Consider the following 25,867-nt stretch of genomic DNA (forward strand, 5'->3'; position numbering starts at 1 on the left):
ATGTTCTGCCCTGCAGTCAGCGGAACGCCTTGAGAAGATTGGACGTATGAAATTAGCTTTTACACTCCTCGACTGGCAGGCCAGCGCACCGGGACTGAACGAGCAGGCCGACTGGCAACAGTGGGCCAGCCAGACTCCCGACATTGATGCCTCCCGGCCGATGGCCAAAACACGCTTTCTGCCGATGATGACGGCCCGACGACTGATGGGCGGAAGCCGCGCAGCCGTAGAAAGTGGTCTGGCCCTGATGGCGCGCCAGCGGGTCGATGCCATTGTGTTTACCAGCCGCCACGGCGAACTGGAGCGAAATCTGCGGATCCTTACCTCTCTGGCGAAGGAAGAAAGCCTTTCACCCACTGATTTCGCTATGTCGGTACACAATGCCGCCGTCGGCAGCCTGACGATTGCCGCCGCCGCGCCGCTGGTCAGTACCTCACTGGCCGCGGGCGTGGACTCTTTTCAGCAGGGGCTGGTCGAAGTCAGCGCGCTGCATTCCGCCGGGTACCAGCAGGTATTGCTGGTGGATTTTGACGGCGCGATCCCCGAATTTTATCACCCTCATGTCGCTGAGGGCGCGATGCACAGTCCTTATGCCGTCGCCTTATTACTGGCGGCGGGTGACGCCTGTTGCTGCCAGTCCAGCCCGGCTAACAATCAGGAAGCGGGCGGTTTGCCGCAAAGCCTGCTGTTTATCCATGCCTGGCTGGCCCGAACCTGTGCTTTTACTCTGAAGGGCGATCGGCTCAACTGGGCCTGGGAGTGTCGCTATGACTGACTCAACCTTTAGCCGCCGGTCAGGTACGTCGACCTTTAACCGCGCCTGGCGCATTGCGATGACGGGGATCTGTTTCACCCTGTTTGGCCTCGGTGGTCTGATGCTGTCGCTGGTGTGGTTCAATTTGCTGCTGCTGGTGCAGCGCAACCCTGAACGCCGACGTCAGTGGGCCCGCCGCAGTATTTCCTGCAGCTTTCGCTTCTTTATGCGCACCATGACCTTTCTGGGCGTGCTGGATTACCGCATTGAAGGGGCTGAAATCCTGCGCAGCGATCGCCGCTGCCTGGTGGTGGCTAACCATCCCTCGTTAATCGACTACGTGATGCTGGCATCGGTGATGCCGGACGTGGATTGCCTGGTGAAGGCCGATCTGCAGCGCAACGTTTTTCTGCGTGGCGTGGTGCGCTCAGCTAACTACCTGGTTAACAGCCAGGCCGAAACCCTGCTGCCCGATTGCCAGCAGCGTCTGGCGAAGGGCGAAGCGATCATGATCTTCCCGGAGGGAACCCGCACACGTTATGGTGAGCCGCTGAAACTCCAGCGCGGTGCGGCAAATATTGCCGTGCGCTGCCAGTGCGATTTGCGTATTGTGCACATCCGATGCAGCCAGCGAATGCTGGACAAACAGAGCCGCTGGTATGAGGTCCCGCCGGAAAAGCCGCTGTTTACCGTCACGGTGGGGCAGCGCATCGACAGTCAGCAATTTATGGCAGGGGATGAAGATGCACAGGCGCTGGCCGCCCGCCATCTGACCCAGTATTTGCAACAGGCATTAACCCCAGAACATCAATAATTATTCGGAAACAGGTATGGAAGAGCTAGCGCTTGAAATAAAACAGATGATCATCGACACCCTCAATCTGGAAGAGATTGCCGCGGAAGAGATCGACAGCGAAGCCCCGTTATTCGGCGACGGACTGGGGCTGGACTCAATCGATGCGCTGGAACTTGGCCTGGCGGTGAAAAATCGCTACGGCGTGGTGCTCTCCGCCGAGAGCGAGGAGATGCGTCAGCATTTTTATTCCGTCTTCACGCTGGCGGCCTTTATCCTCAGCCAGCGCAAGCTGGGTACCTGATCCTTAACATCGCGAGTTATTTATGGATAAGAATGAAATTTATCAGGAAGTTACCGGGCTGCTGGTAAAACTTTTTGAATTAGATGCGGATGACATTAAGCCTGAGTCGCGGCTGTATGAAGACCTGGAGCTGGACAGCATTGATGCGGTGGATATGGTCGTACATTTGCAGAAACGCATCGGGCGCAAAATTAAGCCTGAGATGTTTAAAGCCGTGCGCACGGTGCAGGATGTGGTCGACGCGGTTGACCAACTGATCCGCGAAGGGTAATCCGGCTTACATGCAGCGGCTGTTGCAGGCGGTCAGCGCGTTGATGATGATTGCCTGGCCGTTTCTGGTCTGGCTCTCTCTGACGCATCCGGCCTGGCGCTGGCTGTTGCCTTTGGCCGCGGTCCTGTTTTTACTGCGCTGGCTGGCATTACGCGGGCAACATGGCGCGCTTTCGCTGGTGGGGAAATGGCTGGCGCTGGCCGGGGCAGGGTTGAGCCTCAGCAGCCTGTTCCTGCGCGATTATCATCTGTTGTTGTGGTATCCGGTGATGGTCAACGGGCTGATGCTGCTGCTGTTTGGCAGTTCGTTATTCAGCCGGATGCCGCTGGTAGAACGGCTGGCGCGGCTGCGTGAACCCGATCTTCCGCCGCGCGCGATCCGCTGGACCCGGCGCGTGACGCAGATCTGGTGTCTGTTCTTCATTTTTAATGGCAGCGTCGCGCTGGCGACCTGCCTGATTAACAATCTTCTTTGGTGGACGTGGTGGAACGGGCTGGTCAGTTATCTGTTGATGGGACTGTTGATGGCGAGCGAATGGCTGCTGCGTCAGCGAATGAGAAAGCAGGCATGAGCCAGGCGCTGCCTGTCGCACAATGGCTGACGTACTCCGCTGAAGGGCCAATCGCCCGCCGGGGATCTCAACTGTTCACGCGCCAGCACTGGCAGCGTGAGGTGCTGATCCTGGGCCACGCGTTGCTGGCCCGGCCGCAACAGAAGTGGGCGCTGTGCTTTGAGGACAGCTACCTGTTCAGCATCGCGCTGCTGGCCGCGCTGCATGCCGGCAAAGTCCCGGTGGTCCCCGGTCATTGCCGCGAATCTTTGTTGCAGGAACAGAGCAGCGAGTTTGACGCGGTGTTAACCGACATGCCGCTGGCGCTCAGCTGCCCGGTGGTCAACCTGACTGAATCTGCGGCCGGTAATGAGCCTCTGCCCGCGTTGCCGCCGATTGACCCGCAAGCCTGTATCGTCTTATTCACCTCCGGGTCGACCGGAACGCCGCGACAAATCGTTAAACCCGTGAGCTGCCTGGATGAAGAAGCCCGCTGGCTGGCGGATCGCTGGGGCGAGCGTCTTGAGGGATGCACCGTGATCGCCACGGTCAACCATCAACATCTGTATGGTCTGACGTTCCGACTCATTTTGCCGTTAGCGCTCGGTCTGGTATTTGACTGCCGCCAGGTGTTTTACAGCGAGCAGCTGTCCGCACAGGACCCGCACCTGAAATTCGCATTAATCAGCAGTCCAGCCTTTTTACGCCGTCTGGATCGCACCCTTGCCGCACCGGATTGCCGGCTGATCGTTTCGGCGGGCGGCGTACTGCCGTGGACCAGCGCGCAGGAGGTGAACAGCTGGCTTAAGCTGCCGGTGGAGGAGATTTATGGCAGTACCGAAACCGGCGTGCTGGCGACCCGCAGCCGCGCAGCAGAAGACGAACTCTGGCAGCCGTTCAGCGGCGTGCAGTTCAGGCAGGATCATCAGCAGCGCTGGTGGGCCACGTCTCCGCTAATCTCAGAGCCAGAAGGGCTGCAGCTGGACGATAAACTGCAGTTTACCGCCGTGGGCTTTCAGCTGTGTGGCCGCTACGATCGCATTGTGAAAATTGAAGACAAGCGCGTCTCGCTCAGTGAGATTGAACGACGATTGCTGGCGCTGCCGCAGGTGGTTGATGCCGTCGCACTTTCGGTCAGCCGCCCTGAGCGCAGTGGCATTGGCGTGGTACTGGTGCTGAATGCCGCCTACAGTGAGCAGCAGCTGGTCCAGCTCAAACGTGACTGGCGTCATGAGCTGCATCGCTGGCTGGAGCCCGTGGCCATGCCGCGTTACTGGCGGATCGTAGAGACGATCCCGCATAACAGTCAGAGCAAGCGTGCCTGGCCGCAAATACAGGAGTTATTTTATGCTGCCCGTTGAACTCTCCTGCCAGCAACAGGCTGATCAGGCGGAACTGGTATTGCTCGTTGATGCCGATCTGTTCTGGTTTCAGGGACATTTTCCCGCGCAACCGATCCTGCCCGGCGTTGCCCAGCTGGATTGGGTGATGCATTACGGCATCGCTTTGCTGGCGCCGGGCAAACAGTTTTCCGCCATCGAAAATATCAAATTTCAGCAGCCGATCCTGCCGGGGAAAACCCTCAGGCTGACGCTCAGCTGGCAGCAAGCAAAAAACTGGCTGCTGTTCGACTACCACATCCTCGACGGTGAACAGCCTTTGCGTGCCAGTAGCGGGAAAATCGCGCTGTGCTAACGGCAAACTTCTCGCCCTGCGTGGTGATCCCTTGCTACAACCACGGTGCGATGATGGCCTCGGTGCTGGCCAGGCTGGCGCCGTTTAATCTTGCGGTATTTATCGTTGATGACGGCAGTGATGAAGCGACACGCCTCCAGCTTGAGCGATTACGCAACGCGCAGGTGACGTTGATCCGTCTGGCTGAAAACCAGGGCAAGGGCGCGGCGGTGATGCGTGGGCTGCAGGTGGCTGCGGAGGCGGGATTCAGCCATGCGCTGCAGGTGGATGCCGATGGTCAGCACCAGATTGAAGACTGCCCGCAGATGCTGGCTGAAGCCCGGCAGCATCCGCAGTGCCTGATCTCGGGTCAGCCGGTGTATGACGACTCAATACCAAAATCCCGCCTGTACGGCCGTTATATCACCCATTTCTGGGTTTGGGTTGAAACGCTGTCGTTCTCAATCAGGGACAGCATGTGCGGATTCCGCGTGTATCCGCTGGCCCCCACGCTGGCACTGGCCACCCGTCATCCCATCGGTCAGCGGATGGATTTCGATACTGAAATCATGGTGCGCCTGTACTGGGCCAGAACCCCAAGCCGCTTTATCGCCACCCGCGTGACCTATCCGCAGGACGGGGTGTCACACTTTGATGCCCTGCACGATAATGTGCGTATCTCGTGGATGCATACCCGGCTGTTTTTCGGCATGTTGCCACGCATCCCGTCGCTGCTCAGGCGCCCGCGTGGCGAGCATTGGGCGCAGACGAAGGAGCGAAAAGGGCTGGCGGGCCTCAAGTTTATGCTGTGGATCTACCGCATTTTTGGTCGCGGCATCTTTACGCTGTTTCTCTGGCCGGTGATTGGCTTCTACTGGTTAAGCGGCGGCCCGCAGCGCGAGGCTTCACGCCAGTGGTTGCAGACGGTGAAAACGGTTGCGGCGCAAAAAAACCAGCCACTGCCCGCGCGCATGACCAGCTTTCATCATTTCCTGCGCTTCGGCGAGGCGATGCTGCAGAAGATCGCCAGCTGGCGCGGCGATCTGCGCTGGGGCAAAGAGATCGATTTTGCTGCGGGTGCAGAGCAGGCGCTGGCTGCGGGCCAGCCTGGCGGCAGACTGATCCTCGCGTCGCATCTCGGTGATATCGAAGCCTGCCGCGCGCTGGCGCAACAGGTCAGCGGGCTGGTGATCAATGCGCTGGTCTTTACCGATAACGCCGAGCGTTTCCGTCAGGTAATGGATGAGATTGCGCCAGAAGCCAGCAAGCATGTGATCCCGGTCAGCAACATTGGCCCGGAGACCGCCATCCTGCTACAGCAGAAGCTGGACGCGGGCGAATGGGTGGCTATCGTTGGCGACCGCACGGCGGTTAACCGTCAGCGCGGCGGCGTAAGACGGGTGGTCTGGAGCAACTTCCTTGGCAAACCGGCCCCGTTCCCGCAGGGGCCCTTTGTGCTGGCCGCCGCACTGCGTTGTCCGGTGCTGCTGATGTTTGCCCTGCGCGAGCAGGGGCAACTGAAGCTGCATTGCGAACCCTTTGCCGATCCGCTGCTGTTGCCCCGGGCCACCCGGCAACAGGCATTGCAGGACGCGGTCGATCGTTATGCCGCCAGGCTGGAGCATCATGCGCTGATCGCGCCGCTGGACTGGTTTAATTTTTTTGATTTCTGGCAGCTGCCGGATCAACCGCAAGAGAAAGAGGAGTAACAGTGTTAAACGACCCGCGTTTTACTGTTGATGTTGAGCTGACCATTCCTTTCCATGATGGGGATGCGATGGGCGTGGTCTGGCACGGCAACTATTTCCGTTATTTTGAGATTGCCCGCGAAAAACTGCTCGGCACGTTCAACTACGGCTACCGCGAAATGAAAGCCTCCGGCTATCTGTGGCCGGTGGTGGATACCCGGGTGAAATACCGCGCTGCGCTGACCTTTGAGCAGACCATCCGCGTGCGCGCCACGCTGGACGAGATTGAAAACCGCCTGCGGATTAACTACCAGATTTTCGATGCCCACAGCGGCCAGCGGACCACCACCGGCTACACCATTCAGGTGGCGGTGGAAGAGGGCAGCCATGAGCTGAGCTTTGTCTCGCCGCCGATTTTGTTTGAGCGCCTGGGAGTGCAGCCATGATGAAGTCTCTGCTCGCGGGACTGCTGTTAATCAGCGCCGCCGCTCAGGCCGTCACGCTGGACGATTTACAGCAGCGTTTCGCCAGCCAGCCGGTGGTGCGGGCGGACTTCAGCCAGCTGCGTGAAATCAAAGGGATGGCGCAACCGCTGAAATCCAGCGGTGAACTGCTGATCGCGCAGGATAAAGGGCTGTGGTGGCATCAGGCCAAACCGTTCCCGCTGACGCTGGTGCTGGATGACAAGCGCATGGTGCAGGTGATGAACGGCCAGGCGCCGCAGATTATCACCGCCGACAGCAATCCGCAGATGTTCCAGTTTAACCATCTGATGCGGGCGCTATTCCAGGCCGATCGCCAGGTGCTGGAGCAGAACTTTTCGCTGGACTTCAGCGATCTCGGCCAGCAGAAATGGCAGCTGGTGCTGACGCCGAAAACCTCGCCGCTGGATAAACTGTTCAACACCATCACCCTGCAGGGCGCGGAGTATCTGGATGTGATAAAGCTGAACGATCGTCAGGGTGACAACACCGACATCACGCTGAGTCACCAGCGCCTGACGCCTGCCAGCCTGACCGATGAAGAGCAGAAGCGTTTTGATTTCTAAGTCACCGCGCTTACTGGCTCTCGCCTGGCTGGCGATTTGCCTGCTGCTTGTGGCGGTGCTGGTGACGCTATTGCCCAGAGCGACCATCAACAGCAGCGTGCTGGCTTTGCTGCCCGAGCAAACCATGGGCGACATTCCCAGCGATCTGCAACAGGGTTTTATGCAACGCCTGGATCGTCAACTGGTGTGGCTGGTGAGTGCCGGTGACAAAAACGATCCTCAAGTCGCCAACTGGATGCTTCAGCAGTTGCAGAGTCTGCCGGTACTGGAGAACGTTCAGGGGCCAATGACCGATGAACGACAGCAAGCCTGGGGCAAATTTGCCTGGCAGAACCGCAATGCGCTGATCGATCCGGCCACCCGCGCCAGGCTGCAACAGGCGGGTGCCGCGCAAGGCGACTGGGTGCTCGGCCAGCTCTATTCGGCCTTTGCCGGCGTCAGCGGCAAGGAGTTGACTCACGATCCGCTGCTGCTGGTGCGCGGCGCGCAACTGGCGATGCAGCAAAACAGCGGTCAGCTTGGGCTGAGCCAGGGCTGGCTGACCACCACCGATAAGCAGGGGAGGGTCTGGTATTTCCTGCACGCGGAACTGAAAGGTAACTCCTTTGATATGCAGCAAAGCCATGCGCTGGTGGCGCAGCTTACGGCGTTCAAAGCCCGTCTGCAGGCGAAATATCCTGATGCACAGCTGCTGTCACGCGGCACGGTGTATTTCAGTGATTTTGCCAGCCAGCAGGCGAAGCATGATGTTTCTACCCTCGGCGTAGCGACGATTATTGGCGTGCTGCTGCTGGTGTTCTCGGTGTTCCGTTCTCCGCGTCCACTGATTTTGTGTGCTCTCTCGGTGGGCATCGGTGCGCTGGCGGGCATTACCGTGACGCTGCTGGTGTTTGGTGAGCTGCATCTGATGACGCTGGTGATGAGCCTGAGCATCGTAGGCATCTCGGCCGACTACACGCTGTACTATCTGACCGAACGGATGGTGCATGGCGCAGACGCCACGCCAGCCGAAAGCCTGAATAAGGTAATCCGCGCCTTGTTGCTGGCGCTGGGCACCACCGCCATTGCCTGGCTGATCATGGTATTTGCGCCGTTCCCGGGCATCCAACAGCTGGCCGTCTTTGCTGCGGTCGGGCTGACCGCGTCGTGCCTGACGGTGATCTGCTGGTATCCGCTGTTGGTGAAAGGGCTGCCGGTGCGGCCGGTGCCTGCCATTGCCCTGATGGGACGCTGGCTGGGCAGCTGGCGGCGCAATTGCACCGTTCGCGTCGGGCTGCCGCTGCTGGTCGCCGCGATTTCGCTGGCAGGGCTATGCAGACTGCATGTCGATGATGATATTTCCCAACTGCAGACGCTGCCGCCGGCATTAATAGCTCAGGAAAAGCAGATCACCCAGTTAACCGGTCAGAGCGCCGACCAAACCTGGATGGTGGTCTATGGCGATAGCGCGGAACAGACCCTGCAACGTCTTGAAGCGCTGGCGCCGCAACTGGCAAAGGCCAAAAGTCAGCAGTGGCTGGGCAATTATCGCCTGTTGCCGCTGTCGTCACTGGCGATGCAGCAGAAAGATCATCAGCTGCTGCAACGTGCGGCACCGGGCGTGATGGCGCAACTGCGTCAGGCTGGAGTAGAGGTCGGCAACCCGGATCTGTCAGCAACCCATCTGACGCCGCAGCAATGGCTTTCCAGCCCGAACAGCGAAGGCTGGCGTCTGTTGTGGCTGACCGTTCCTGCCGGACGTAGCGGGGTGCTGGTGCCGATCGAAGGCGTGAAAAATAGCGCCGCGCTGGCCGGACTGGCAAAAAGCTTGCCTGGGGTGAGCTGGATCGATCGCAAGGCCAGCTTTGATCGGCTGTTCGCCTTCTATCGCACGCTGCTGGGCTGGCTGCTGGTCGCGGCACTGGTGGCGATCGCGCTAAGCTATATGCTGCGCCTCGGCCTGCGTCAGGGCGCAATCAGCGTCCTGCCGTCGATCCTCTCACTGGGCGGTGGCCTGGCTGCCTTAGCCTTGTCCGGCCATTCACTGAATCTGTTTTCGCTGCTGGCGCTGGTGCTGGTACTGGGTATCGGCATTAATTACACCCTGTTCTTCAGTAATCCGCGCGGCACGCCGATAACCTCGTTACTGGCCGTCACGCTGGCGATGGCGACCACCTTACTGACGCTGGGCATGCTGGTCTTCAGCAGCACCCAGGCGATTGCCAGTTTTGGCATTGTGCTGTGCAGCGGCATATTTACCGCCTTCCTGCTGGCTCCGCTGGCGATGCCGCCAAAAAGGAAAAAAAGATGAAAGTAATCGCGGCGGCCGCGCTGGCCGTGATGTTACTGGCCGGATGTGCCGGTAAACCCGATAGCAGTCAGCCAGAAGCCTGGCTCAAGCCAGGGGTAAAAGTGACGCTGCCGGCACCGGGGATCGATCCGGCATTCAATCAGCAGCAGCTGCTGACCGGCACCTTCAAAGGCAAACAGCAGTCGCTGTTGGTATTACTGAGCGCCGATCGACAGCAGTTGACGCTGGCCGGGCTCTCCTCGCTGGGGATCCGCTTGTTCAGGGTCACTTACGATGGCACCGGCATCCACACCGAGCAATCCATGGTGCTGCCTGAGATGCCGCCAGCCAGCCAGGTGCTGGCCGATATTATGTTGAGCCACTGGCCGATCGCCGCCTGGCAGCCGCACTTGCCTGAGGGCTGGACCCTTAAAGACAGCGGCGATCGCCGCCAGCTGCGTGACAATCACGGCAAGCTGATTACTGAGATCCGCTACCTGCAACGCGGGACGCAACGTGAGCCGATCAGCATTCAGCAGTTTGCGTTTGGCTATCAAATTCTTATTCAACATCTGGACGCCTGATGATCTACATTTCGGCAGTCGGCATGCTTAGCGCGCTGGGTAACGACATGACCGCCACGGCGGAAAATCTGGCGAAGAATCATGCGCCAGGCATGCGCCCCGACAGCGGCTGGCTGTTGCAGGGCAAACCCTGCTGGAGCGGACGGATTGACGCGGCCTTGCCGCCGATCCCGGAGGCGCTGGCTGCGCACCGCAGCCGCAATAATCAGCTGTTGCTTGCCGCGTTACGGCAAATTCAGCCGCAGGTTGATGATGCCATCAGCACCTTTGGTGCCGACCGGGTGGCAGTGGTGCTCGGCACCAGCACCTCGGGATTGCATGAGGCCGACCTTCAGGTTGCCGAAAACGCCAGGGACTACCATTACTATCAGCAGGAGCTGGGCGATCCGTCGCGGTTTCTGGCCCAGCATCTGCAGTTATCCGGCCCGGCTTATACGCTCTCGACCGCCTGTTCTTCCAGCGCCCGGGCGATCATCAGCGGTCAGCGGCTGATTGCGTCAGGGATGGCGGATGTGGCAATTGTGGGTGGCGCAGATACCTTAAGCCGCATGCCGATGAACGGTTTTGACAGTCTTGAGTCGCTGTCGGCGGATCGGTGTGCGCCGTTCAGCAAGCAGCGTAACGGCATCACTATCGGCGAAGGTGCCGCATTAATGTTGCTGACTAACGTTCCGCAGAAAGTTGCCGTATTAGGCACGGGCGAGTCGTCAGATGCTTATCATATGTCGGCTCCCCATCCTGAAGGCGAAGGCGCGATCCGTGCCATTGAGATGGCGCTTAAGCAGGCGCAGCTGGCGCCGGGTGCGTTGGGCTACATCAACTTGCACGGCACCGCGACGCGGCTTAACGATCAGATTGAAGCCGGGGTGGTCAGCAAACTGTTTGGTACAGCAATCCCCTGCAGCTCTACCAAGCATCTGACCGGCCACACGCTGGGCGCGGCCGGGATCTGTGAAGCGGCGATAAGCTGGCTGATCCTGACGCAATCCGTTCCGCTGCCGGCGCAGGATTTCACCGACAACGAGCAGGATGATACGCTGCCTGCCTGTGGTGTGTTACTGCAGGGGCGTCCGTTGCAGGGAACGGCGGTGATGAGTAATTCTTTTGCCTTTGGCGGCAATAATACCTGCCTGATTTTAGGAAAGAGTGATGGTTGAATATAAACGCGCGGCAGAGTATTTGCCCCACGATGCGCCGATGGTGCTGCTTGAAAAGGTGCTCTCCGTCGGTGAAGAGCAGGCCAGCTGTCAGGTAACGGTCGGCGAGGGCGTGCTGGCACCGTTCCTGACGCCGGATGGCGATCTGCCCGCCTGGTTTGGCATCGAAATTATCGCGCAAACCATCGGCGTCTGGTCCGGCTGGCATGGCCGCCAGCGCCATGACAGCAAGCCGTCGCCGGGCATGTTATTAGGCGGGCGCGGTTATCGCTGTCAGGATGCGGTATTTCCGGCCGGCGCCACGCTGGAAATCACCGTCACGCTACTGATGCGCGATGAGAAAATCGGCAGTTTCGACGGCGTGATTACGATTGATGGCGAACGTTACGCCAGCGGCAGGTTGAACACCTATCAACCTGACCGGGAAGAACTCCACCAACTTTTGCAACAGGGTAATAACGGATGACGCGTTCAGTATTGGTCACGGGTGGCAGCAAGGGGATTGGACGGGCGATTGCCTGCCGCCTGGCAGCCGACGGTTTCACGGTGGTGGTCCACTATCACAGCGATCGCGCGGGCGCGGAAGAGACGCTGCGCCTGATACAGCAGGCTGGCGGTCAGGGGCGCTGTATCGGATTTGATATCGCCAACCGCGAACAGTGCCGCACCCTGATTGAACAGGATATTGAACAACACGGTGCCTTTTATGGTGTGGTCAGCAATGCCGGGATCACCCGCGATGGCGCGTTCCCGGCGCTGAGCGAAGATGACTGGGACAGCGTGATCCATACCAATCTGGACAGTTTTTATAACGTGATCCATCCGTGCATTATGCCGATGATTGGCCTGCGCAAAGGCGGCCGGATCGTAACGCTGTCATCGGTTTCGGGCCTGATGGGCAATCGCGGCCAGGTGAACTACAGCGCGGCCAAAGCGGGCATTATTGGCGCCACGAAAGCGCTGGCGATTGAGTTGGCGAAGCGCAAAATCACCGTTAACTGCATCGCACCCGGCCTGATTGATACCGGGATGATCCAGATGGAGCCGGTGGCGGTTGAAGAGGCGATGAAGATGATCCCGATGAAGCGCATGGGTCAGGCTGATGAAGTGGCCGGGCTGGCAAGCTATCTGATGTCCGATATCGCCGCATACGTCACGCGTCAGGTGATTTCAATCAATGGAGGTATGCTGTGAACCGCAGGGTGGTGATTACAGGGATGGGCGGCGTCACCGCCTTTGGTAACAGCTGGCCAGAGATTGCCGACAGGATGCGGGCTGGTAGCAATGCGGTCCGACAAATGCCCGAGTGGCAGATTTATGACGGTCTGAATACGCTGTTGGGCGCGCCGGTGGATGATTTCACCCTGCCGGAACACTATACGCGTAAGCGCATTCGCTCGATGGGCCGGGTGTCGTTGATGGCAACCCGGGCCAGTGAGCTGGCGCTGGAGCAGGCCGGTTTGTTGGGCAATGCCGTGCTGACCAATGGCGAAACCGGCATTGCCTACGGTTCATCGACCGGCAGCACCGGGCCGGTCAGTGAATTCGCCACCATGCTGACCGAGAAGCACACCAATAACATTACCGGCACCACCTATGTGCAAATGATGCCGCACACCGCAGCGGTCAATGCCGGATTGTTCTTTGGTCTGCGCGGACGGGTCATCCCGACGTCCAGCGCCTGTACCTCGGGCAGCCAGGCGATCGGTTATGCGTGGGAAGCGATCCGTCACGGTTATCAGACGGTGATGGTCGCCGGTGGAGCCGAAGAGCTCTGTCCGTCAGAAGCGGCGGTGTTTGATACCCTGTTCGCCACCAGCCAGCGCAATGATGCGCCAGAGACCACGCCGTCGCCGTTTGATAAGCAGCGCGATGGCTTAGTGATCGGCGAGGGTGCCGGAACGCTGGTGCTGGAAGAGCTGGAACATGCCCAGGCGCGTGGCGCAACCATCTTTGCGGAGATCGTGGGTTTCTATACCAATTGCGATGCGGCACATATCACCCAGCCACAGCGGGAAACGATGCAGATTTGCATCGAAGGGGCGCTGCGGATGGCCGGACTGAAAGCGGAAGACATCGGCTATATCAATGCCCATGGCACCGCCACCGAGCGCGGTGATATTGCCGAGAGTCAGGCAACCGCCGCGATATTTGGCGACCGGACACCGATTTCCTCGTTCAAAAGCTATTTCGGCCACACGCTGGGTGCCTGCGGTGCGCTGGAAGCGTGGCTGAGCATTGAAATGATGCGGGCAGGGTGGTTTGCTCAGACGCTGAACCTGACCGAGCCGTCAGAGGATTGCGGTAAGCTGGACTACATCATGCACCAGCCGCGCGAAATCCAAACCGACTACGTTCAGTCGAACAATTTCGCCTTCGGTGGCATTAACACCTCGCTGATTTTCCGTCGCTGGACCGAATAGCATCGCGGTAACACGGCCACCTCATATCCGCCAGCTTCCCGGCGGAGCGCGGTGGCCTTACCCCTTCAACCCCAGTCAGACTCGCGCTTTTAACCCTCTCAACCATCCGTTCAATACTTCATCACGCCTTAATAGTTCATCTTCTAAACGCTAACTGGCTGAAAATAAATCAGTTGAACGATTTGCCGCGATGCGTGTCCTGCTGACATTTTCAGCTTGCATTTCGGACTTCCCTGAGGATAATCGCAATCCGAATAATAATTATTATCAATTGTATTAATTATCAGGGAAATGTAATGGCCTCTTCTTCCACTCAGAATCGCTTCCGGTTATCGCTGCTGGCAGCGTTGATTAGCACAGCGACTGCGCCCGCTCTGGCAGCAACCACCGACAGTACCGCCGGTAAAAAATCGGCAACCCCCGAAGAAACCCTGACGGTGGTGGCGAAACCCGATGACAACTTCAAAGCGGGCGGCGACCAGCTGGTCCCTGCCTATCTTGATGGCCAGATCGCCAACGGCGGCCGTGTGGGCATGCTGGGCGAGCAGGACGCCAAAAACGTGCCGTTTAACGTTATCGGCTATACCAACAAAATGATCCAGGATCAGCAGGCGACCACGCTGAAAGACGTTGTCGCCAACGACGCTTCGGTGCAGAACGTGCAGGGCTACGGCAACTTTGCCGAAACCTACCGCATCCGGGGTTTTGATCTGGACGGCGACGACATGACTTTCGGCGGTCTGGCGGGCGTGATGCCGCGTCAGGTTGTCTCTACGCAGATGATCGATCGCGTTGAAGTGTTTAAGGGATCCAACGCGCTGATCAACGGCTCTGCCTCGTCTGGCGTGGGTGGGATGATCAACCTTGAGCCGAAGCATGCGGAAGACACGCCGCTGACCCGCATTGGCGTTGACTACACCTCCTCTTCACAGATTGGTACCACGCTGGATGCGGGCCGTCGTTTCGGTGACGATAACCAGTGGGGCGTGCGGGTAAACGTCCTGCACCGTGAAGGCGAAACGGCGATCGACAATGAGAAACGCCGCGCCACCCTGGCGTCAGTTGGGCTGGACTATCGTGGTGATAAGCTGCGCACCTCGCTGGACATGGGTTATCAGAAGCAGGAATACCACGGTGGCCGCCTTGGTGTGAACGTCAGCGGCGTGGATTTCATCCCTGAAGTCCCGCGAGCGACCAGCAACTACAGCCAGGACTGGGTTTACAGCAACCTGGAAAGCGAATTTGGTATGGCGCGTGCGGAATATGATATTGCACCAGACTGGACGCTTTACGGCGCAATGGGTGGCCAGCACTCGCACGAAACCGGCGCGTATGCTTCACCATCACTGAAGGATGAAGACGGCACGGCCACTATCGGCCGCATGGACACCAACAAAATCGTTGATGCCTTCAGCGGTATGGCCGGCGTTCGCGGTAAGTTCGATACCGGCTTTGTCAGCCACAGCGTTAACGTCGGCTACTCCGCGCTGACCAAGCGTGAAAAGACCTCTTACGGCATGGCGCTGACCCCGCAAGCCACCAATATTTATGACACCTCGCCGGTGGCCGCGCCAACTAACACCTACTTTGGTGGCGATCTTGATGACCCGCGTCCAACCAGCCGCGTGCGGACGGAAGGGCTGCTGCTGTCGGATACGCTGGGCTTTGTTGACGACAAAATCCTGCTCACCGTCGGTGCCCGTCATCAGAAAGTGGTGGTGCGCAACTATGCCTACGGCACCGCAGAGGAAGATACCGATGCGCGCTTCACCAAATCCCGCTGGACGCCGGGCTACGGTCTGGTGGTTAAGCCATGGGAGACCGTCTCGTTCTATGCTAACCACATTGAAGCGCTGCAGCCGGGTGACACCGCCAGCAGCGGGGCGGTCAACGTCGGTCAGGTAACCGGCATTTCCCTGTCGAAGCAGAATGAAGTGGGGATGAAGGTAGATTACGGCAACATAGGCGGCACGATGGCGCTGTTTGAAATCAAAAAACCAACCGGTATCATCAACCCGCAAACCAACGTGTTTGGCCTGTACGGCGAACAGCGTAACCGCGGCGTGGAGCTGAACGTATTTGGTGAGCCGATCTACGGTGTGCGTCTGAACGGCAGCGCCACCTGGTTGGATCCGAAAATGAGTAAAACGGAAGATGGCACCTGGGACGGCAAAAATGCCATCGGCGTGGCCAACTTCTATACCGTGCTGAGTGCGGAATACGACATCAAACCGATCGAAGGTCTGACCGCTCTGGCCCGCGTCACGCATTCTGGTTCGCAGTATGCTAACGAAGCCAATACCAAGAAACTGGACAGCTATACCACGCTGGATCTGGGTATGCGCTACCGGATGAAGGTGCAGCAGAACGATCTGACCTGGCGGCTGGGCGTGGAAAACGTCACCAACGAGAAATACTGGTCCGGAGTGGAAAGCTACGGGACCTACATTTATCAGGGCGACCCGCGAGAGCTGAAACTTTCCCTCTCCTACGATTTTTAAATCACAGGCCGCGAAAGCGGCCTTTTTTCTTTACAGAATTCTTACGCTATTTGCCTGAACCGCCGGGACTATTCATTTTATCAGCGGGCGACTGTGCTATAGTACAGTCCATAAGAAAATACTGGCGTTAAACACAGGACGTTTGGCCAGCAAATGATGAAGAAAAATGAGCGAACGTCCTGAAAACGATTACCCTAAAGAGCCCCGCTTTCCGCTTGATGATGCGCAGTTTGCCATTGTGGTTCTGGCCCTGACCTCCTTCACGCTGATCATGTTTGTGCTGGTGATCACCCTGTGCATGACCTGATTACTCTCTCTGCTTAAACTTAATCTGCTGGCTGCGGATCTCCAGCGCATACGGCTCATAAATGGTTCGGTTGCCGTTGGCATCTGGCAGGCCGAACAGGCCGCCAGGCGAACGTCGGTCGTCAGCCCAGGATGGGTAGTCCACCGCCGGAAACAGTGAGATCCCCTCGATTTCGCATCCCCGATCCATCGCCATCCCGACCTGCTCAATCACCCCTTTTAGCCACGGCACCCTGGCGTCGCCTTCCGCACCGGTTTCCGCAATCAGCAACGGGCGTTGATAACGTTGCCATACCTCGCTCAACAGCGATGAAAGCGGGCGGTAATCGGGATGGTGGGCCTCCAGCGGATCGCCATTAACAAACCACTGATTATCGGGATACCAGGTCAGGCCGATAATATCCATCAGCGCCGGATCGCCTCCCAGTTCCGGATTCAGCCGACCGCTGAGCATATCCCAGGCTTCGTACTGCGCCTCGTGCTGGCGGCTGGCTTCCTGACGACTGGCCTCGCTGCTCTCCAGCGCGGCGACGTTAACCAGCGGATCGGTCAGCACAAATCGCGCCGCCGGAAGCTCTTCCCTGATGGCGTGCATGGCGGCGACAGACGCCCGTACCAGCTGCTGTTTTAACTCGCGGCCGCGACCGGTCACATTGGGGTTAAACCAGGCGACATCGGCACCGGCCCATGACCAAAAAGAGATTTGATTCATTGGCGTAAAGAAAGGGGTGGTAAACCCTTCATCGCGCATCAGACGGGCGGCAGCGCGTGAGAACGCCGCAAAACGATCGATAAACTGCGGTTGCCAGATATCCAGTCCGTCGGGCCAGCCAAAATGGGCCAGCTCCCAAATCATCTCAATTTCGTGCTGTTTGGCGGCCAGTAACATCGGTAAAAATGTTGACCAGTCATATTCTCCGGCGGTTTTCTCGATCAAATACCAGCGTGCGCCATCGCGCGCGGTATAAAGATGTTCAGCCGCCAGATGGGCGTAATCCTTCTCTAACAGGGTGTCATGGCCGCTGTTGATCACCAGGTCCAGGCGTTTGCCTTCGCTGCGGCAGGCGGTTGAGCAGGCGAAGCTGCCCTGAAAGAAACTTTTAAACAGCTGTGGCCTGTGGCGCAGGGGAGAGTCTTGACGCGTTTCGCTATTCATGGCATTTCCTCATCTCAAGGGCTATCGCAACGCACTGGGCTAAGTCTAGACTAAATGCCATTGCAGGCCGCAATCAGAACAGTCGCATGACAATACAGGCAAACAGCATTGATAATAGAACCAGCAGGACCTTTCCTTCGAACTAAGGACCATTGATGGCCGAAGCCTATACCCCTGAACCTGACGAGCCTGATTTTGAGCAGACGCGTCTGACCCGTGCCGTCTCTCCCCTGGTGGACAATCATCCCGACCACAGCGGCATTCACCCGCTTGAAGATGGCCTGGACGCGTTTGCGGCCCGCTATCTGCTGATGACCATGGCCGAGCACACGCTGGATATTCAGTACTACATCTGGCAGAACGACATGTCCGGGCGACTGTTGTTTAGCGCGGTACTGGAAGCCGCGGAACGTGGCGTTAAGGTCCGGCTGCTGCTGGATGACAACAACACCATGGGGCTGGATGAAACCCTCAGCCAGCTCAGCAAGCACCCGAATATCGAGATCCGGCTGTTCAATCCCTTTTCGTTCCGCACGCTCAGAGCGCTGGGCTATCTCACCGACTTTGCCCGGCTTAATCGCCGTATGCACAACAAAAGTTTCACCGTAGATGGCGAAGCCACCATTGTTGGTGGACGAAATGTGGGCGATGAGTATTTTGGCGCGGGAGAAGAGCCGCTGTTTTCCGATCTCGACGTGCTGGCGATTGGCCCGGTGGTGGCCGAGGTGACGAAGGACTTTGAGCGTTACTGGAAAAGCCGGGCGGTTGAACCCTTCAGCAAAGTGGTTGATCTCGATGACGCGGCGGCCAACAGTGCGGTGTCATTACCAGAAGCCTGGCACAGCGACCCGCAGGTTGAGCGCTATCTGGAACGGATTCACGCCTCGCCATTCGTCGCACAGCTGGAAAGTGGCGATCTGCGGCTAATCTGGGCCAACACCCGCTTGCTGAGTGACGATCCGCGTAAAGGATTAGGCCGGGCGAAAGCCGGGAGCCTGTTGCCTCAACGCATGCTGGAGGTGATTGGCAAACCCCAAACGCAATTCGATATTATCTCGGCCTACTTTGTCCCGACGCGAGCCGGCGTGGCGCAGCTGCTGTCGCTGGTGCGCAAGGGGGTGAAGATAGCCATTCTCACTAACTCTCTCGCGGCCAATGACGTGTCGGTAGTGCATGCCGGCTACGCCAAATGGCGCAAGAAGTTGCTGCGCCACGGCATCACCTTATATGAGCTGAAACCGCATACCGATAACCGCGATAAGCCGCATGACCGGGGATTAACCGGTAATTCAGGTTCCAGCCTGCATGCGAAAACCTTCAGCGTCGACAACGAAAAGGTGTTTATCGGCTCGTTCAACTTTGACCCGCGCTCCGCCATGCTCAACACCGAAATGGGCTTCGTGATTGAGAGTGAATATCTGGCATCCAGTATTCACCAGCGCTTTATCACCCGGATGCGCGACCGGGCCTGGACCTTACGTCTGGACAAGTGGGGTCGGGTAAACTGGGTGGAGTATCCGGGAGAAGGGGAGAAAGAGATTGTGCATAAACATGAACCCCGAACGCGCTTTATGCAGCGGTTGCTGGTTCGTCTGGTCTGGCGTCTGCCGATTGAGTGGCTACTGTGAGGTGATAACACGCCCGTTCAGCAGATGAACGGGCGTTTTTTTTAACTGACTTTTTCAGCGGCAGTCTTTTTGCGCTGGGGTTTTCCTGAGAAAAGGAAGCGCAGTAACGGCACGCGCAGATGGATTTCGTACAGCATAAACGCGATACCAAACACAAAGACCAACCCGGCAAAGAAGCCAAGGGTGTTGCTGCCGATCTCGGGTACGAACAGGATGCCGTAGATAATGGTCAACGGATGGTGCACCAGGTAGATAAACAGTGAGGCATTCACCAGGTAGGTTACGCGTGGGGAATGCGAGTTCAGGAAGCGATGTCCCAGCGAGAACACCACGTTCACCATCCACAGGCCCATCATCATCGACACCACCGCATCAATCTCGTACAGCCAGCCTTCGCCTTTGTTGTAAGTCTGGTTAGCCACGTACGCCACAAACGCCAGCGCTGAACCGACAAAAGTCCAGGGCACCGGTTTGACGAACAGGGCTTTAATCGCCGGATACTTCCACGACATGGCGCCCAACATAAAGAAAGGCAGGAAGAACAGTGACTGCATTACCGCATAATTAAACAGGCCATCGCCCAGCAAATCGGGGGCAAAAATAAACAGCAGACGACGAATGGCTCCCCAGGCCAGGCTACAAAGCAGGATGGCGAGGGATAATTTGCTCCAGGTTATGTCGGAATAGTCTGTTTTTGAGCCTTTGCCATCGCGCAGCCATTTAAAGGCCCAAATTCCGACAACGGTCAATACCACCAGCACCAACAGGAACCAAAGATGGGAAATTAAATTCCACGCCAGCGCATTAAACCTTTGGTAAAAACTGAAGTCATGCCAGTCGCCAATCTTGCTGGTCCAGTCTTTTATCAGGTAGAACTGCGGCAGCGTAAGCAGCGGAACCGCCGCCAGCATTGGGATGCCGACACGTTCAAGCCGGACCTTCAGCCAGTGCTTCGAACTGTATCGCAAATAAAGCATGTAGGAAAAATACCCGGAAATGACAAAAAATACCTGCATACGGAAAGCATGAATAAAGTCATTTAACAGGGTCAGCCACTCAGATGGGGCCGGGCTGTTCACCGTCCAGATCTGGGTGGAATAAATCAGGGAGACGTGAAATGGCACGCCCAACAGCATCAAATAGGCCCTGATCGAGTCGAAAAAGTATTCTCTTTCCTGTGTGTTTTTAGTCATATATATCCAATATTCAACACGTTAACGCGTTGGCTCGCCCTGAGCCACGCTAAAGCCTTACGCTCACTTTAGGGTAGAAATCGCGGGTATACTATCAGGCTAATCTGGATCCGTTAAACACTTGAGAATAAGGCGATTAGCGCAGGTAACACGAGGAACTAAATGATTGCCGAGCTGTCGGAATGCTGAATAATCCATTAAGATGGATAGGATTGATTTAAGCACACGAAAGGGGGGGATGTGCTGATTAAAATGAAAAATAAGCCAAAACTGATGAAATTGCGCTGGTTAGGCGTAACAGTTTTGCTGTCGATGTATGCCAGCTCCAGCTGGGCTTTCAACATTGATGACGTAGCAAAGCAGGCTAAAGATTTGGCAGGGAAAGGGTACGAAGCGCCGAAAAGCAATTTGCCTTCCCAGTTGCGAGACATGAAATATGCGGATTATCAGCAGATTCAGTTCAATCGCGATAAAGCCTATTGGAGTAAGCTGAAGACCCCATTCAAGCTTGAGTTCTATCATCAAGGAATGTACTTCGATACACCGGTGCAGATTAATGAAGTCACCGCTTCGACGGTTCGACAGATTAAATATTCACCAGATTACTTTAACTTTGGCAACGTAAAGCACGATCCGGAAACGGTTAAAAACCTCGGTTTTGCCGGGTTTAAAGTGCTGTACCCGCTAAACAGTAAAAACAAGAAAGATGACGAGATCACCAGCTTCCTGGGCGCGAGCTACTTCCGCGTGATTGGCGCCGGCCAGGTTTATGGTCTTTCTTCTCGTGGTCTGGCTATTGATACTGCATTGCCATCTGGCGAAGAGTTCCCACGCTTTAAAGAGTTCTGGATCGAACGTCCAAAACCGTCTGATAAGCATCTGGTGATCTATGCGCTGCTGGATTCGCCACGGGCGACGGGAGCCTATCGCTTCCTGATCACCCCAGGCAAAGAAAGCACGGTTGACGTGCAGTCTAAAGTCTATCTGCGCGACAAAGTGGGCAAGCTGGGCGTGGCTCCGCTGACCAGTATGTTCTTGTTTGGGCCGAACCAACCTTCGCCAAACACCAACTACCGTCCGCAGTTACATGATTCCAACGGTCTTTCTATCCACGCCGGCAACGGTGAGTGGATCTGGCGTCCGCTGAACAACCCGAAACATCTGGCGGTGAGCACCTTTACCGTTGAGAACCCGAAAGGCTTCGGACTGTTGCAGCGCGGACGTGATTTCGATCAGTATCAGGACCTGGACGATCGTTACGATCTGCGTCCAAGTGGCTGGATCGAACCACAGGGTGACTGGGGTAAAGGCCGCGTAGAGCTGGTCGAGATCCCAACGGCTGATGAAACCAACGACAACATCGTTGCTTTCTGGACGCCGGAAAACCTGCCGGATCCGGGCAAAGAGATGAACTTTAAATACCGTCTGCACTTCACTCGCGACGAGAGCCAGCTGCATTCGCCAGATGTGGCGTTTGTGAAAAGTACGCTGCGCTCAACGGGCGATGTGAAGCAGTCTAACCTGGTTCGCCAGCCGGATGGCACGGTCGCCTTCGTGGTGGACTTCACCGGTCAGGACATGAGCAAGTTGCCGGAGAATACCCAGGTAACGCCTCAGGTCAGCATCGGTAACAACGGTGAGCTGGTGGAAAACAGCGTACGCTATAATCCGGTAACGAAAGGCTGGCGTCTGATGATGCGTTTACGCGTCAAAGACAACAAGCAAGCGACCGAGATGCGTGCTGCGCTGATGAGCGGTGATAAGACGCTGACAGAAACCTGGAGCTATCAGTTGCCTGCCAATGAATAAGCCTACAGTTTTACCCACTGACTATATCGATGCGCTGCCCCTTTCCGCCGAGCGGAAGGGGGCGCTGCGTGAATCGCTGCCTGAACAACCTGAAGAGGCGTTCAGCCAGCTGCACCAGTCGCTTGCGGATGGCGGCCCGGTAGAGTGTCGTCCTGACGATGCGCCACTGGAGTCGGTTAAATCGCGTATCGAAATGAGCTGGCCGGAGTCCGTCGGGGAAGGGAAACAGTTCGATACTGATGAACTTGACCGCACCACGCTGAAGGCCATGCCTCGCCATACTCGCTCTTCCATGTACCCGGAAGCCTGGCGCACCAACCCGGTTGCGCGCGCCTGGGATTCCGTTCGTGGCCGCAAAACCACTCATCGTTATGCCGATCCTGAAGAACAGCGGCAGGAAGATAAGTGGCGTCATGTTGGTTCGATCCGTCGCTACATCTTGCTGTTGCTGACCATCGCACAGACCGTTGTCGCGACCTGGTACATGAAAACCATTCTGCCTTACCAGGGCTGGGCGATGATCGATCCGCTGGAGATGATCAACCAGAACTGGCAGCAGTCGGTGCTGCAGATCCTGCCTTACGTGCTGCAAACGGGGATCCTGTTCCTGTTCGCGGTGCTGTTCTGTTGGGTCTCCGCTGGCTTCTGGACCGCGCTGATGGGCTTCCTGCAGCTGATGATCGGCAAGGATAAGTACAGTATTTCCTACGGGCTGAATGGCGATGAGCCCATCAATCCGGAGCACCGTACTGCGCTGATCGTGCCGATCTGTAACGAAGATGTCGGACGTGTTTTTGCAGGTGTGCGTGCTACCTGGGAATCGGTGGCCAGAACCGGCGAAGAGAAGAATTTTGACGTCTATATTCTGAGCGACAGTTACAACCCGGATATCGCCATTGCGGAACAGAAAGCCTGGATGGATCTGGTGCGTGATGTTGGCGGGGAAGGGCGCATTTTCTATCGCCGTCGCCGTCGCCGTGTGAAGCGTAAAAGCGGCAACATCGATGACTTCTGTCGTCGTTGGGGCAGCCAGTACAGCTACATGGTGGTGCTGGATGCGGACAGCGTGATGAGCGGTGAGTGTCTGACCGGTCTGGTGCGCATGATGGAAGCCAACCCGAACGCCGGTATTATCCAGTCGTCGCCAAAAGCGTCAGGCATGGATACGCTGTATGCCCGTTGTCAGCAGTTTGCGACCCGCGTCTACGGTCCGTTGTTTACCGCCGGCCTGCACTTCTGGCAGTTGGGTGAGTCCCACTACTGGGGGCACAACGCCATCATCCGTATTGCGCCGTTTATCGAGCACTGTGCGCTGGCACCGTTGCCGGGTGAAGGGTCATTCGCCGGTTCGATCATGTCCCATGACTTCGTGGAAGCGGCGCTGATGCGTCGTGCCGGTTGGGGCGTGTGGATTGCTTACGATCTGCCGGGTTCTTATGAAGAGCTGCCGCCTAACCTGCTGGATGAGCTGAAGCGTGACCGCCGCTGGTGTCACGGTAACCTGATGAACTTCCGTCTGTTCCTGGTAAAAGGGATGCACCCGGTTCACCGTGCGGTGTTCCTGACGGGCGTGATGTCCTATCTGTCGGCGCCGCTGTGGTTTATGTTCCTGGCACTGTCAACCGCGTTGCAGGTGGTGCATACGCTGATGGAGCCGCAGTACTTCCTGCAGCCCCGGCAGCTTTTCCCTGTCTGGCCGCAGTGGCGTCCGGAGCTGGCGATCGCGCTGTTCTCCACCACCATGGTATTGCTGTTCCTGCCGAAGCTGCTCAGCATCATGCTGGTGTGGTTCAAAGGGGCGAAGCCTTACGGTGGTGTGGTTCGCGTAACGGTATCTCTGTTCCTGGAAATGCTGTTCTCGGTACTGCTGGCACCGGTACGTATGCTGTTCCATACGGTGTTCGTGGTAAGCGCATTCCTCGGTTGGGAAGTGGTGTGGAACTCTCCGCAGCGTGATGATGATGCAACGCCATGGAGCGAAGCCTTCAAACGTCACGGTTCGCAGATGGCACTGGGTATTGTCTGGGCTGCAGGAATGGGCTGGCTTGACCTGAACTTCCTGTGGTGGCTGGCGCCAATCGTCTTCTCGCTGATCCTGTCGCCATTCGTGTCGGTGTTCTCCAGCCGTTCAACGACCGGTGCCGCGTCGAAACGCGCCAAACTGTTCCTTATCCCGGAAGAGTACGATCCGCCGAAAGAGCTGGTGGATACCGATCGCTACGTGGAAGTGAACCGTGAGCGCGCGCTGAAAGATGGCTTTATGCACGCCGTGTTTGACCCATCGTTCAACGCCCTGGCCAGTGCGTTAGCGACCTCCCGCCACCTGAAAAGTGATGTGCTGGAATTCGCCCGCGACCGTCAGGTTGATCAGGCACTCAGTGAATCGCCGGCCAAGCTGGATCGCGATCGCCGTCTGGCGTTGATCAGCGACCCGGTGACGCTGTCGAGGATGCATTACCGCTTGTGGGCGCATGCTGACAAGTATCACGACTGGTTCGATTACTACAAGTCGTTGAAAATGAATCCGCAGGCGCTGCAGAACACCAAGCCTGAAACGGTGTAAACGCTGAAACTTAAAAAGGCCGGGAATTGTTTCCCGGCCTTTTTTATGCCCAACGCCGGTGGCGCTTTACGCAACGCTTACGGAAATTTTGCGTTTTTTGCCAGATAGCGTTTGCGCAGTTACTCTACAATGGCGCGTTTTTCTTCAGTTAAAGGTGGTTATGATTAAGCTTATTTACCGCGGCATTCTGACGGGAGCGATCGTGGTGCTGTTGACGGGCTGCGGCAGTATTATCAGCCGGACGTTTCCGGGACAGGGGCACGGCAACCAGTATTATCCTGGCGTGCAATGGGATGTGCGCGACACGCCATGGCGCTTTCTGACTATTATCGACCTGCCGCTGTCACTGGTGGTGGATACGCTGTTGCTGCCTGTCGACGCGCACCACGGTCCTTACGAATAAAAAGCCCGGCAGTTCAGCCGGGCTTACTTCAGCGCTTAGATCGGCACACAGGGCCGCAGCAGGGACTATTCGTAGCGTTCGGACTCGCTGTTGTCATCTTCCCACTCATCTGCTGCCGCTTTGCCTTCTTCGGTGTCCGTAGGCGGCTCAAGCTGGAACTCACCTTCATCCCACTCGTGCAGCGTATTTTCAGGCAGCCATTCCTGACGAATTTCAATCTCATCGAAATCGTCATCAAAAATCGCCTGGGCAGCCTCGCCGCCACGCAGGGATAAGCATTCCCCTTCATCGCCTTCGTTAGCGAAGAACTCGGCCTGCCACATGATATCGCCATCCTGCATCACATATTTCTGCAGGTTGAACTGGCCCACTGAGGCGTCCTCTTCTTCCATTTCCGGGTTTGCAGCCAGAAACTCTTCACGTGCGGCATCAATGGCTTCTTCAAGCGTTGCATATAATGACATACCAATTCGTCCTTTCTAAGATAAGATGATTAGCAAAGGATAGTAGATCTTCTGCCACGGTAAACCTATGACCGCAAAAAAAATGAAAGCATATTTGTATACGCGTATCAGTGGGTTACATGCAAAAAGGGCTTGCTTAATGATCTTTAAATCGGTTCTGTTATTAATTGCCATGCACACTCACAAACTTGGCCGCCGCTTCAATAAATCATTTTTATTAAAACTTAGTGTTGTATCAACACTATTAGCCTGTGGGTTAGTTGGAAAATGTTGTTTCAGTAAATTCACGTTAATTGAAGAGGCTAAATGAAGCTGACTTAAAAAAACGG

The 25,867-nt window shown here is 57.0% G+C and carries 25 protein-coding genes; 22 read left to right on the plus strand and 3 right to left on the minus strand.

Features of this window, described 5'->3' with window-relative positions; genetic code table 11:
* Positions 1–46: 46 nt before the first annotated feature.
* The 18 genes from E2F51_RS15295 (at position 47) to E2F51_RS23850 (ending at position 16,323) form a co-directional block, all read left to right on the plus strand.
* Positions 47–775 carry a beta-ketoacyl synthase chain length factor gene (locus E2F51_RS15295; RefSeq protein WP_134823853.1) on the plus strand — a complete coding sequence of 243 codons (729 nt, stop codon included), beginning with the start codon at positions 47–49 and terminating at the stop codon, positions 773–775.
* A complete protein-coding gene (locus E2F51_RS15300; RefSeq protein ID WP_134823854.1) occupies positions 768–1,568 on the plus strand; it encodes a 1-acyl-sn-glycerol-3-phosphate acyltransferase in 801 nt (266 codons plus the stop codon). The genes E2F51_RS15295 and E2F51_RS15300 overlap by 8 nt, the downstream gene beginning before the upstream one ends.
* Positions 1,569–1,584: 16 nt before the next feature.
* Complete coding sequence (locus tag E2F51_RS15305; protein WP_134823855.1) at positions 1,585–1,851, plus strand: phosphopantetheine-binding protein; 267 nt, start codon at positions 1,585–1,587, stop codon at positions 1,849–1,851.
* Between the two features lie 22 nt (positions 1,852–1,873).
* Positions 1,874–2,122, plus strand: a complete 249-nt coding sequence (locus tag E2F51_RS15310; RefSeq protein ID WP_013201615.1) for an acyl carrier protein — start codon at positions 1,874–1,876, stop codon at positions 2,120–2,122.
* Between the two features lie 10 nt (positions 2,123–2,132).
* Complete coding sequence (locus tag E2F51_RS15315; RefSeq protein WP_134823856.1) at positions 2,133–2,693, plus strand: hypothetical protein; 561 nt, start codon at positions 2,133–2,135, stop codon at positions 2,691–2,693.
* The gene (locus E2F51_RS15320; RefSeq protein ID WP_134824881.1) at positions 2,690–4,033 is read left to right on the plus strand and encodes an AMP-binding protein; all 1,344 of its coding nucleotides are present in this window, start codon (positions 2,690–2,692) and stop codon (positions 4,031–4,033) included. The genes E2F51_RS15315 and E2F51_RS15320 overlap by 4 nt, the downstream gene beginning before the upstream one ends.
* Positions 4,020–4,367, plus strand: a complete 348-nt coding sequence (locus E2F51_RS15325; protein WP_134823857.1) for a 3-hydroxyacyl-ACP dehydratase FabZ family protein — start codon at positions 4,020–4,022, stop codon at positions 4,365–4,367. The genes E2F51_RS15320 and E2F51_RS15325 overlap by 14 nt, the downstream gene beginning before the upstream one ends.
* The gene (locus E2F51_RS15330) at positions 4,361–6,055 is read left to right on the plus strand and encodes a glycosyltransferase (protein WP_134823858.1); all 1,695 of its coding nucleotides are present in this window, start codon (positions 4,361–4,363) and stop codon (positions 6,053–6,055) included. Before E2F51_RS15325 ends, E2F51_RS15330 begins: the two co-directional genes overlap by 7 nt.
* Before the next feature lie 2 nt (positions 6,056–6,057).
* Complete coding sequence (locus E2F51_RS15335) at positions 6,058–6,480, plus strand: thioesterase family protein (protein ID WP_134823859.1); 423 nt, start codon at positions 6,058–6,060, stop codon at positions 6,478–6,480.
* A complete protein-coding gene (locus tag E2F51_RS15340) occupies positions 6,480–7,082 on the plus strand; it encodes an outer membrane lipoprotein carrier protein LolA (protein ID WP_209215555.1) in 603 nt (200 codons plus the stop codon). The genes E2F51_RS15335 and E2F51_RS15340 overlap by 1 nt, the downstream gene beginning before the upstream one ends.
* Positions 7,054–9,372, plus strand: a complete 2,319-nt coding sequence (locus E2F51_RS15345) for an MMPL family transporter (RefSeq protein WP_134823861.1) — start codon at positions 7,054–7,056, stop codon at positions 9,370–9,372. The genes E2F51_RS15340 and E2F51_RS15345 overlap by 29 nt, the downstream gene beginning before the upstream one ends.
* Positions 9,369–9,935, plus strand: coding sequence for a DUF3261 domain-containing protein (locus E2F51_RS15350; protein WP_134823862.1), 567 nt, complete (start codon positions 9,369–9,371; stop codon positions 9,933–9,935). The genes E2F51_RS15345 and E2F51_RS15350 overlap by 4 nt, the downstream gene beginning before the upstream one ends.
* A complete protein-coding gene (locus E2F51_RS15355; RefSeq protein WP_134823863.1) occupies positions 9,935–11,092 on the plus strand; it encodes a beta-ketoacyl-[acyl-carrier-protein] synthase family protein in 1,158 nt (385 codons plus the stop codon). Before E2F51_RS15350 ends, E2F51_RS15355 begins: the two co-directional genes overlap by 1 nt.
* Positions 11,085–11,558: a hotdog family protein gene (locus E2F51_RS15360; RefSeq protein WP_134823864.1), complete on the plus strand. Its 474-nt coding sequence runs from the start codon at positions 11,085–11,087 to the stop codon at positions 11,556–11,558. Before E2F51_RS15355 ends, E2F51_RS15360 begins: the two co-directional genes overlap by 8 nt.
* Positions 11,555–12,286 carry a 3-ketoacyl-ACP reductase FabG2 gene (locus tag E2F51_RS15365; protein WP_013201626.1) on the plus strand — a complete coding sequence of 244 codons (732 nt, stop codon included), beginning with the start codon at positions 11,555–11,557 and terminating at the stop codon, positions 12,284–12,286. Before E2F51_RS15360 ends, E2F51_RS15365 begins: the two co-directional genes overlap by 4 nt.
* Positions 12,283–13,515 carry a beta-ketoacyl-ACP synthase gene (locus E2F51_RS15370; RefSeq protein ID WP_134823865.1) on the plus strand — a complete coding sequence of 411 codons (1,233 nt, stop codon included), beginning with the start codon at positions 12,283–12,285 and terminating at the stop codon, positions 13,513–13,515. Before E2F51_RS15365 ends, E2F51_RS15370 begins: the two co-directional genes overlap by 4 nt.
* A gap of 296 nt (positions 13,516–13,811) precedes the next feature.
* The gene (locus E2F51_RS15375; RefSeq protein WP_134823866.1) at positions 13,812–16,016 is read left to right on the plus strand and encodes a TonB-dependent siderophore receptor; all 2,205 of its coding nucleotides are present in this window, start codon (positions 13,812–13,814) and stop codon (positions 16,014–16,016) included.
* Positions 16,017–16,182: 166 nt separating this feature from the next.
* Positions 16,183–16,323 (plus strand): hypothetical protein, encoded by a 141-nt coding sequence (locus E2F51_RS23850; RefSeq protein ID WP_167738402.1) that lies wholly within the window; start codon positions 16,183–16,185, stop codon positions 16,321–16,323.
* Here the strand turns inward: E2F51_RS23850 and E2F51_RS15380 are convergent, their stop codons facing one another.
* Positions 16,324–17,478, minus strand: coding sequence for a beta-glucosidase (locus E2F51_RS15380; RefSeq protein WP_134823867.1), 1,155 nt, complete (start codon positions 17,476–17,478; stop codon positions 16,324–16,326).
* 155 nt (positions 17,479–17,633) lie between these two features.
* Between E2F51_RS15380 and E2F51_RS15385 the strand changes: the two genes are divergently transcribed.
* Positions 17,634–19,106, plus strand: a complete 1,473-nt coding sequence (locus tag E2F51_RS15385) for a phospholipase D family protein (RefSeq protein WP_013201630.1) — start codon at positions 17,634–17,636, stop codon at positions 19,104–19,106.
* 41 nt (positions 19,107–19,147) lie between these two features.
* Here the strand turns inward: E2F51_RS15385 and mdoC are convergent, their stop codons facing one another.
* A complete protein-coding gene (gene mdoC / locus E2F51_RS15390; RefSeq protein WP_013201631.1) occupies positions 19,148–20,299 on the minus strand; it encodes a glucans biosynthesis protein MdoC in 1,152 nt (383 codons plus the stop codon).
* Between the two features lie 270 nt (positions 20,300–20,569).
* Between mdoC and mdoG the strand changes: the two genes are divergently transcribed.
* The 3 genes from mdoG (at position 20,570) to E2F51_RS15405 (ending at position 25,074) form a co-directional block, all read left to right on the plus strand.
* A complete protein-coding gene (mdoG, locus tag E2F51_RS15395; protein WP_173363026.1) occupies positions 20,570–22,108 on the plus strand; it encodes a glucans biosynthesis protein MdoG in 1,539 nt (512 codons plus the stop codon).
* Positions 22,101–24,671, plus strand: a complete 2,571-nt coding sequence (mdoH, locus tag E2F51_RS15400; RefSeq protein ID WP_105759273.1) for a glucans biosynthesis glucosyltransferase MdoH — start codon at positions 22,101–22,103, stop codon at positions 24,669–24,671. The genes mdoG and mdoH overlap by 8 nt, the downstream gene beginning before the upstream one ends.
* Positions 24,672–24,831: 160 nt before the next feature.
* Positions 24,832–25,074, plus strand: coding sequence for a YceK/YidQ family lipoprotein (locus E2F51_RS15405; RefSeq protein ID WP_013201634.1), 243 nt, complete (start codon positions 24,832–24,834; stop codon positions 25,072–25,074).
* Between the two features lie 65 nt (positions 25,075–25,139).
* Here E2F51_RS15405 and E2F51_RS15410 read toward each other — a convergent pair whose 3' ends face one another.
* On the minus strand, positions 25,140–25,538 hold the full coding sequence (locus E2F51_RS15410) for a MysB family protein (RefSeq protein ID WP_134823868.1): 399 nt from the start codon (positions 25,536–25,538) through the stop codon (positions 25,140–25,142).
* Positions 25,539–25,867 lie beyond the last annotated feature (329 nt).

The sequence above is a fragment of the Erwinia sp. QL-Z3 genome, assembly GCF_004551645.1.
GTDB classification, from domain to species: domain Bacteria; phylum Pseudomonadota; class Gammaproteobacteria; order Enterobacterales; family Enterobacteriaceae; genus Erwinia; species Erwinia billingiae.

Coding starts and splice junctions, on each gene's coding strand:
- E2F51_RS15385 (WP_013201630.1), top strand. CDS start 17,634: ATGGCCGAAGCCTATACCCCTGAACCTGACGAGCCTGATTTTGAGCAG.
- E2F51_RS15380 (WP_134823867.1), bottom strand. CDS start 17,478: ATGAATAGCGAAACGCGTCAAGACTCTCCCCTGCGCCACAGGCCACAG.
- E2F51_RS15295 (WP_134823853.1), top strand. CDS start 47: ATGAAATTAGCTTTTACACTCCTCGACTGGCAGGCCAGCGCACCGGGA.
- E2F51_RS15405 (WP_013201634.1), top strand. CDS start 24,832: ATGATTAAGCTTATTTACCGCGGCATTCTGACGGGAGCGATCGTGGTG.
- E2F51_RS15305 (WP_134823855.1), top strand. CDS start 1,585: ATGGAAGAGCTAGCGCTTGAAATAAAACAGATGATCATCGACACCCTC.
- mdoC (WP_013201631.1), bottom strand. CDS start 20,299: ATGACTAAAAACACACAGGAAAGAGAATACTTTTTCGACTCGATCAGG.
- E2F51_RS15300 (WP_134823854.1), top strand. CDS start 768: ATGACTGACTCAACCTTTAGCCGCCGGTCAGGTACGTCGACCTTTAAC.
- E2F51_RS15315 (WP_134823856.1), top strand. CDS start 2,133: ATGCAGCGGCTGTTGCAGGCGGTCAGCGCGTTGATGATGATTGCCTGG.
- E2F51_RS23850 (WP_167738402.1), top strand. CDS start 16,183: ATGAGCGAACGTCCTGAAAACGATTACCCTAAAGAGCCCCGCTTTCCG.
- E2F51_RS15410 (WP_134823868.1), bottom strand. CDS start 25,538: ATGTCATTATATGCAACGCTTGAAGAAGCCATTGATGCCGCACGTGAA.
- E2F51_RS15350 (WP_134823862.1), top strand. CDS start 9,369: ATGAAAGTAATCGCGGCGGCCGCGCTGGCCGTGATGTTACTGGCCGGA.
- E2F51_RS15320 (WP_134824881.1), top strand. CDS start 2,690: ATGAGCCAGGCGCTGCCTGTCGCACAATGGCTGACGTACTCCGCTGAA.
- E2F51_RS15365 (WP_013201626.1), top strand. CDS start 11,555: ATGACGCGTTCAGTATTGGTCACGGGTGGCAGCAAGGGGATTGGACGG.
- E2F51_RS15345 (WP_134823861.1), top strand. CDS start 7,054: ATGAAGAGCAGAAGCGTTTTGATTTCTAAGTCACCGCGCTTACTGGCT.
- mdoH (WP_105759273.1), top strand. CDS start 22,101: ATGAATAAGCCTACAGTTTTACCCACTGACTATATCGATGCGCTGCCC.
- E2F51_RS15310 (WP_013201615.1), top strand. CDS start 1,874: ATGGATAAGAATGAAATTTATCAGGAAGTTACCGGGCTGCTGGTAAAA.
- E2F51_RS15360 (WP_134823864.1), top strand. CDS start 11,085: ATGGTTGAATATAAACGCGCGGCAGAGTATTTGCCCCACGATGCGCCG.
- E2F51_RS15325 (WP_134823857.1), top strand. CDS start 4,020: ATGCTGCCCGTTGAACTCTCCTGCCAGCAACAGGCTGATCAGGCGGAA.
- E2F51_RS15340 (WP_209215555.1), top strand. CDS start 6,480: ATGAAGTCTCTGCTCGCGGGACTGCTGTTAATCAGCGCCGCCGCTCAG.
- E2F51_RS15355 (WP_134823863.1), top strand. CDS start 9,935: ATGATCTACATTTCGGCAGTCGGCATGCTTAGCGCGCTGGGTAACGAC.
- E2F51_RS15375 (WP_134823866.1), top strand. CDS start 13,812: ATGGCCTCTTCTTCCACTCAGAATCGCTTCCGGTTATCGCTGCTGGCA.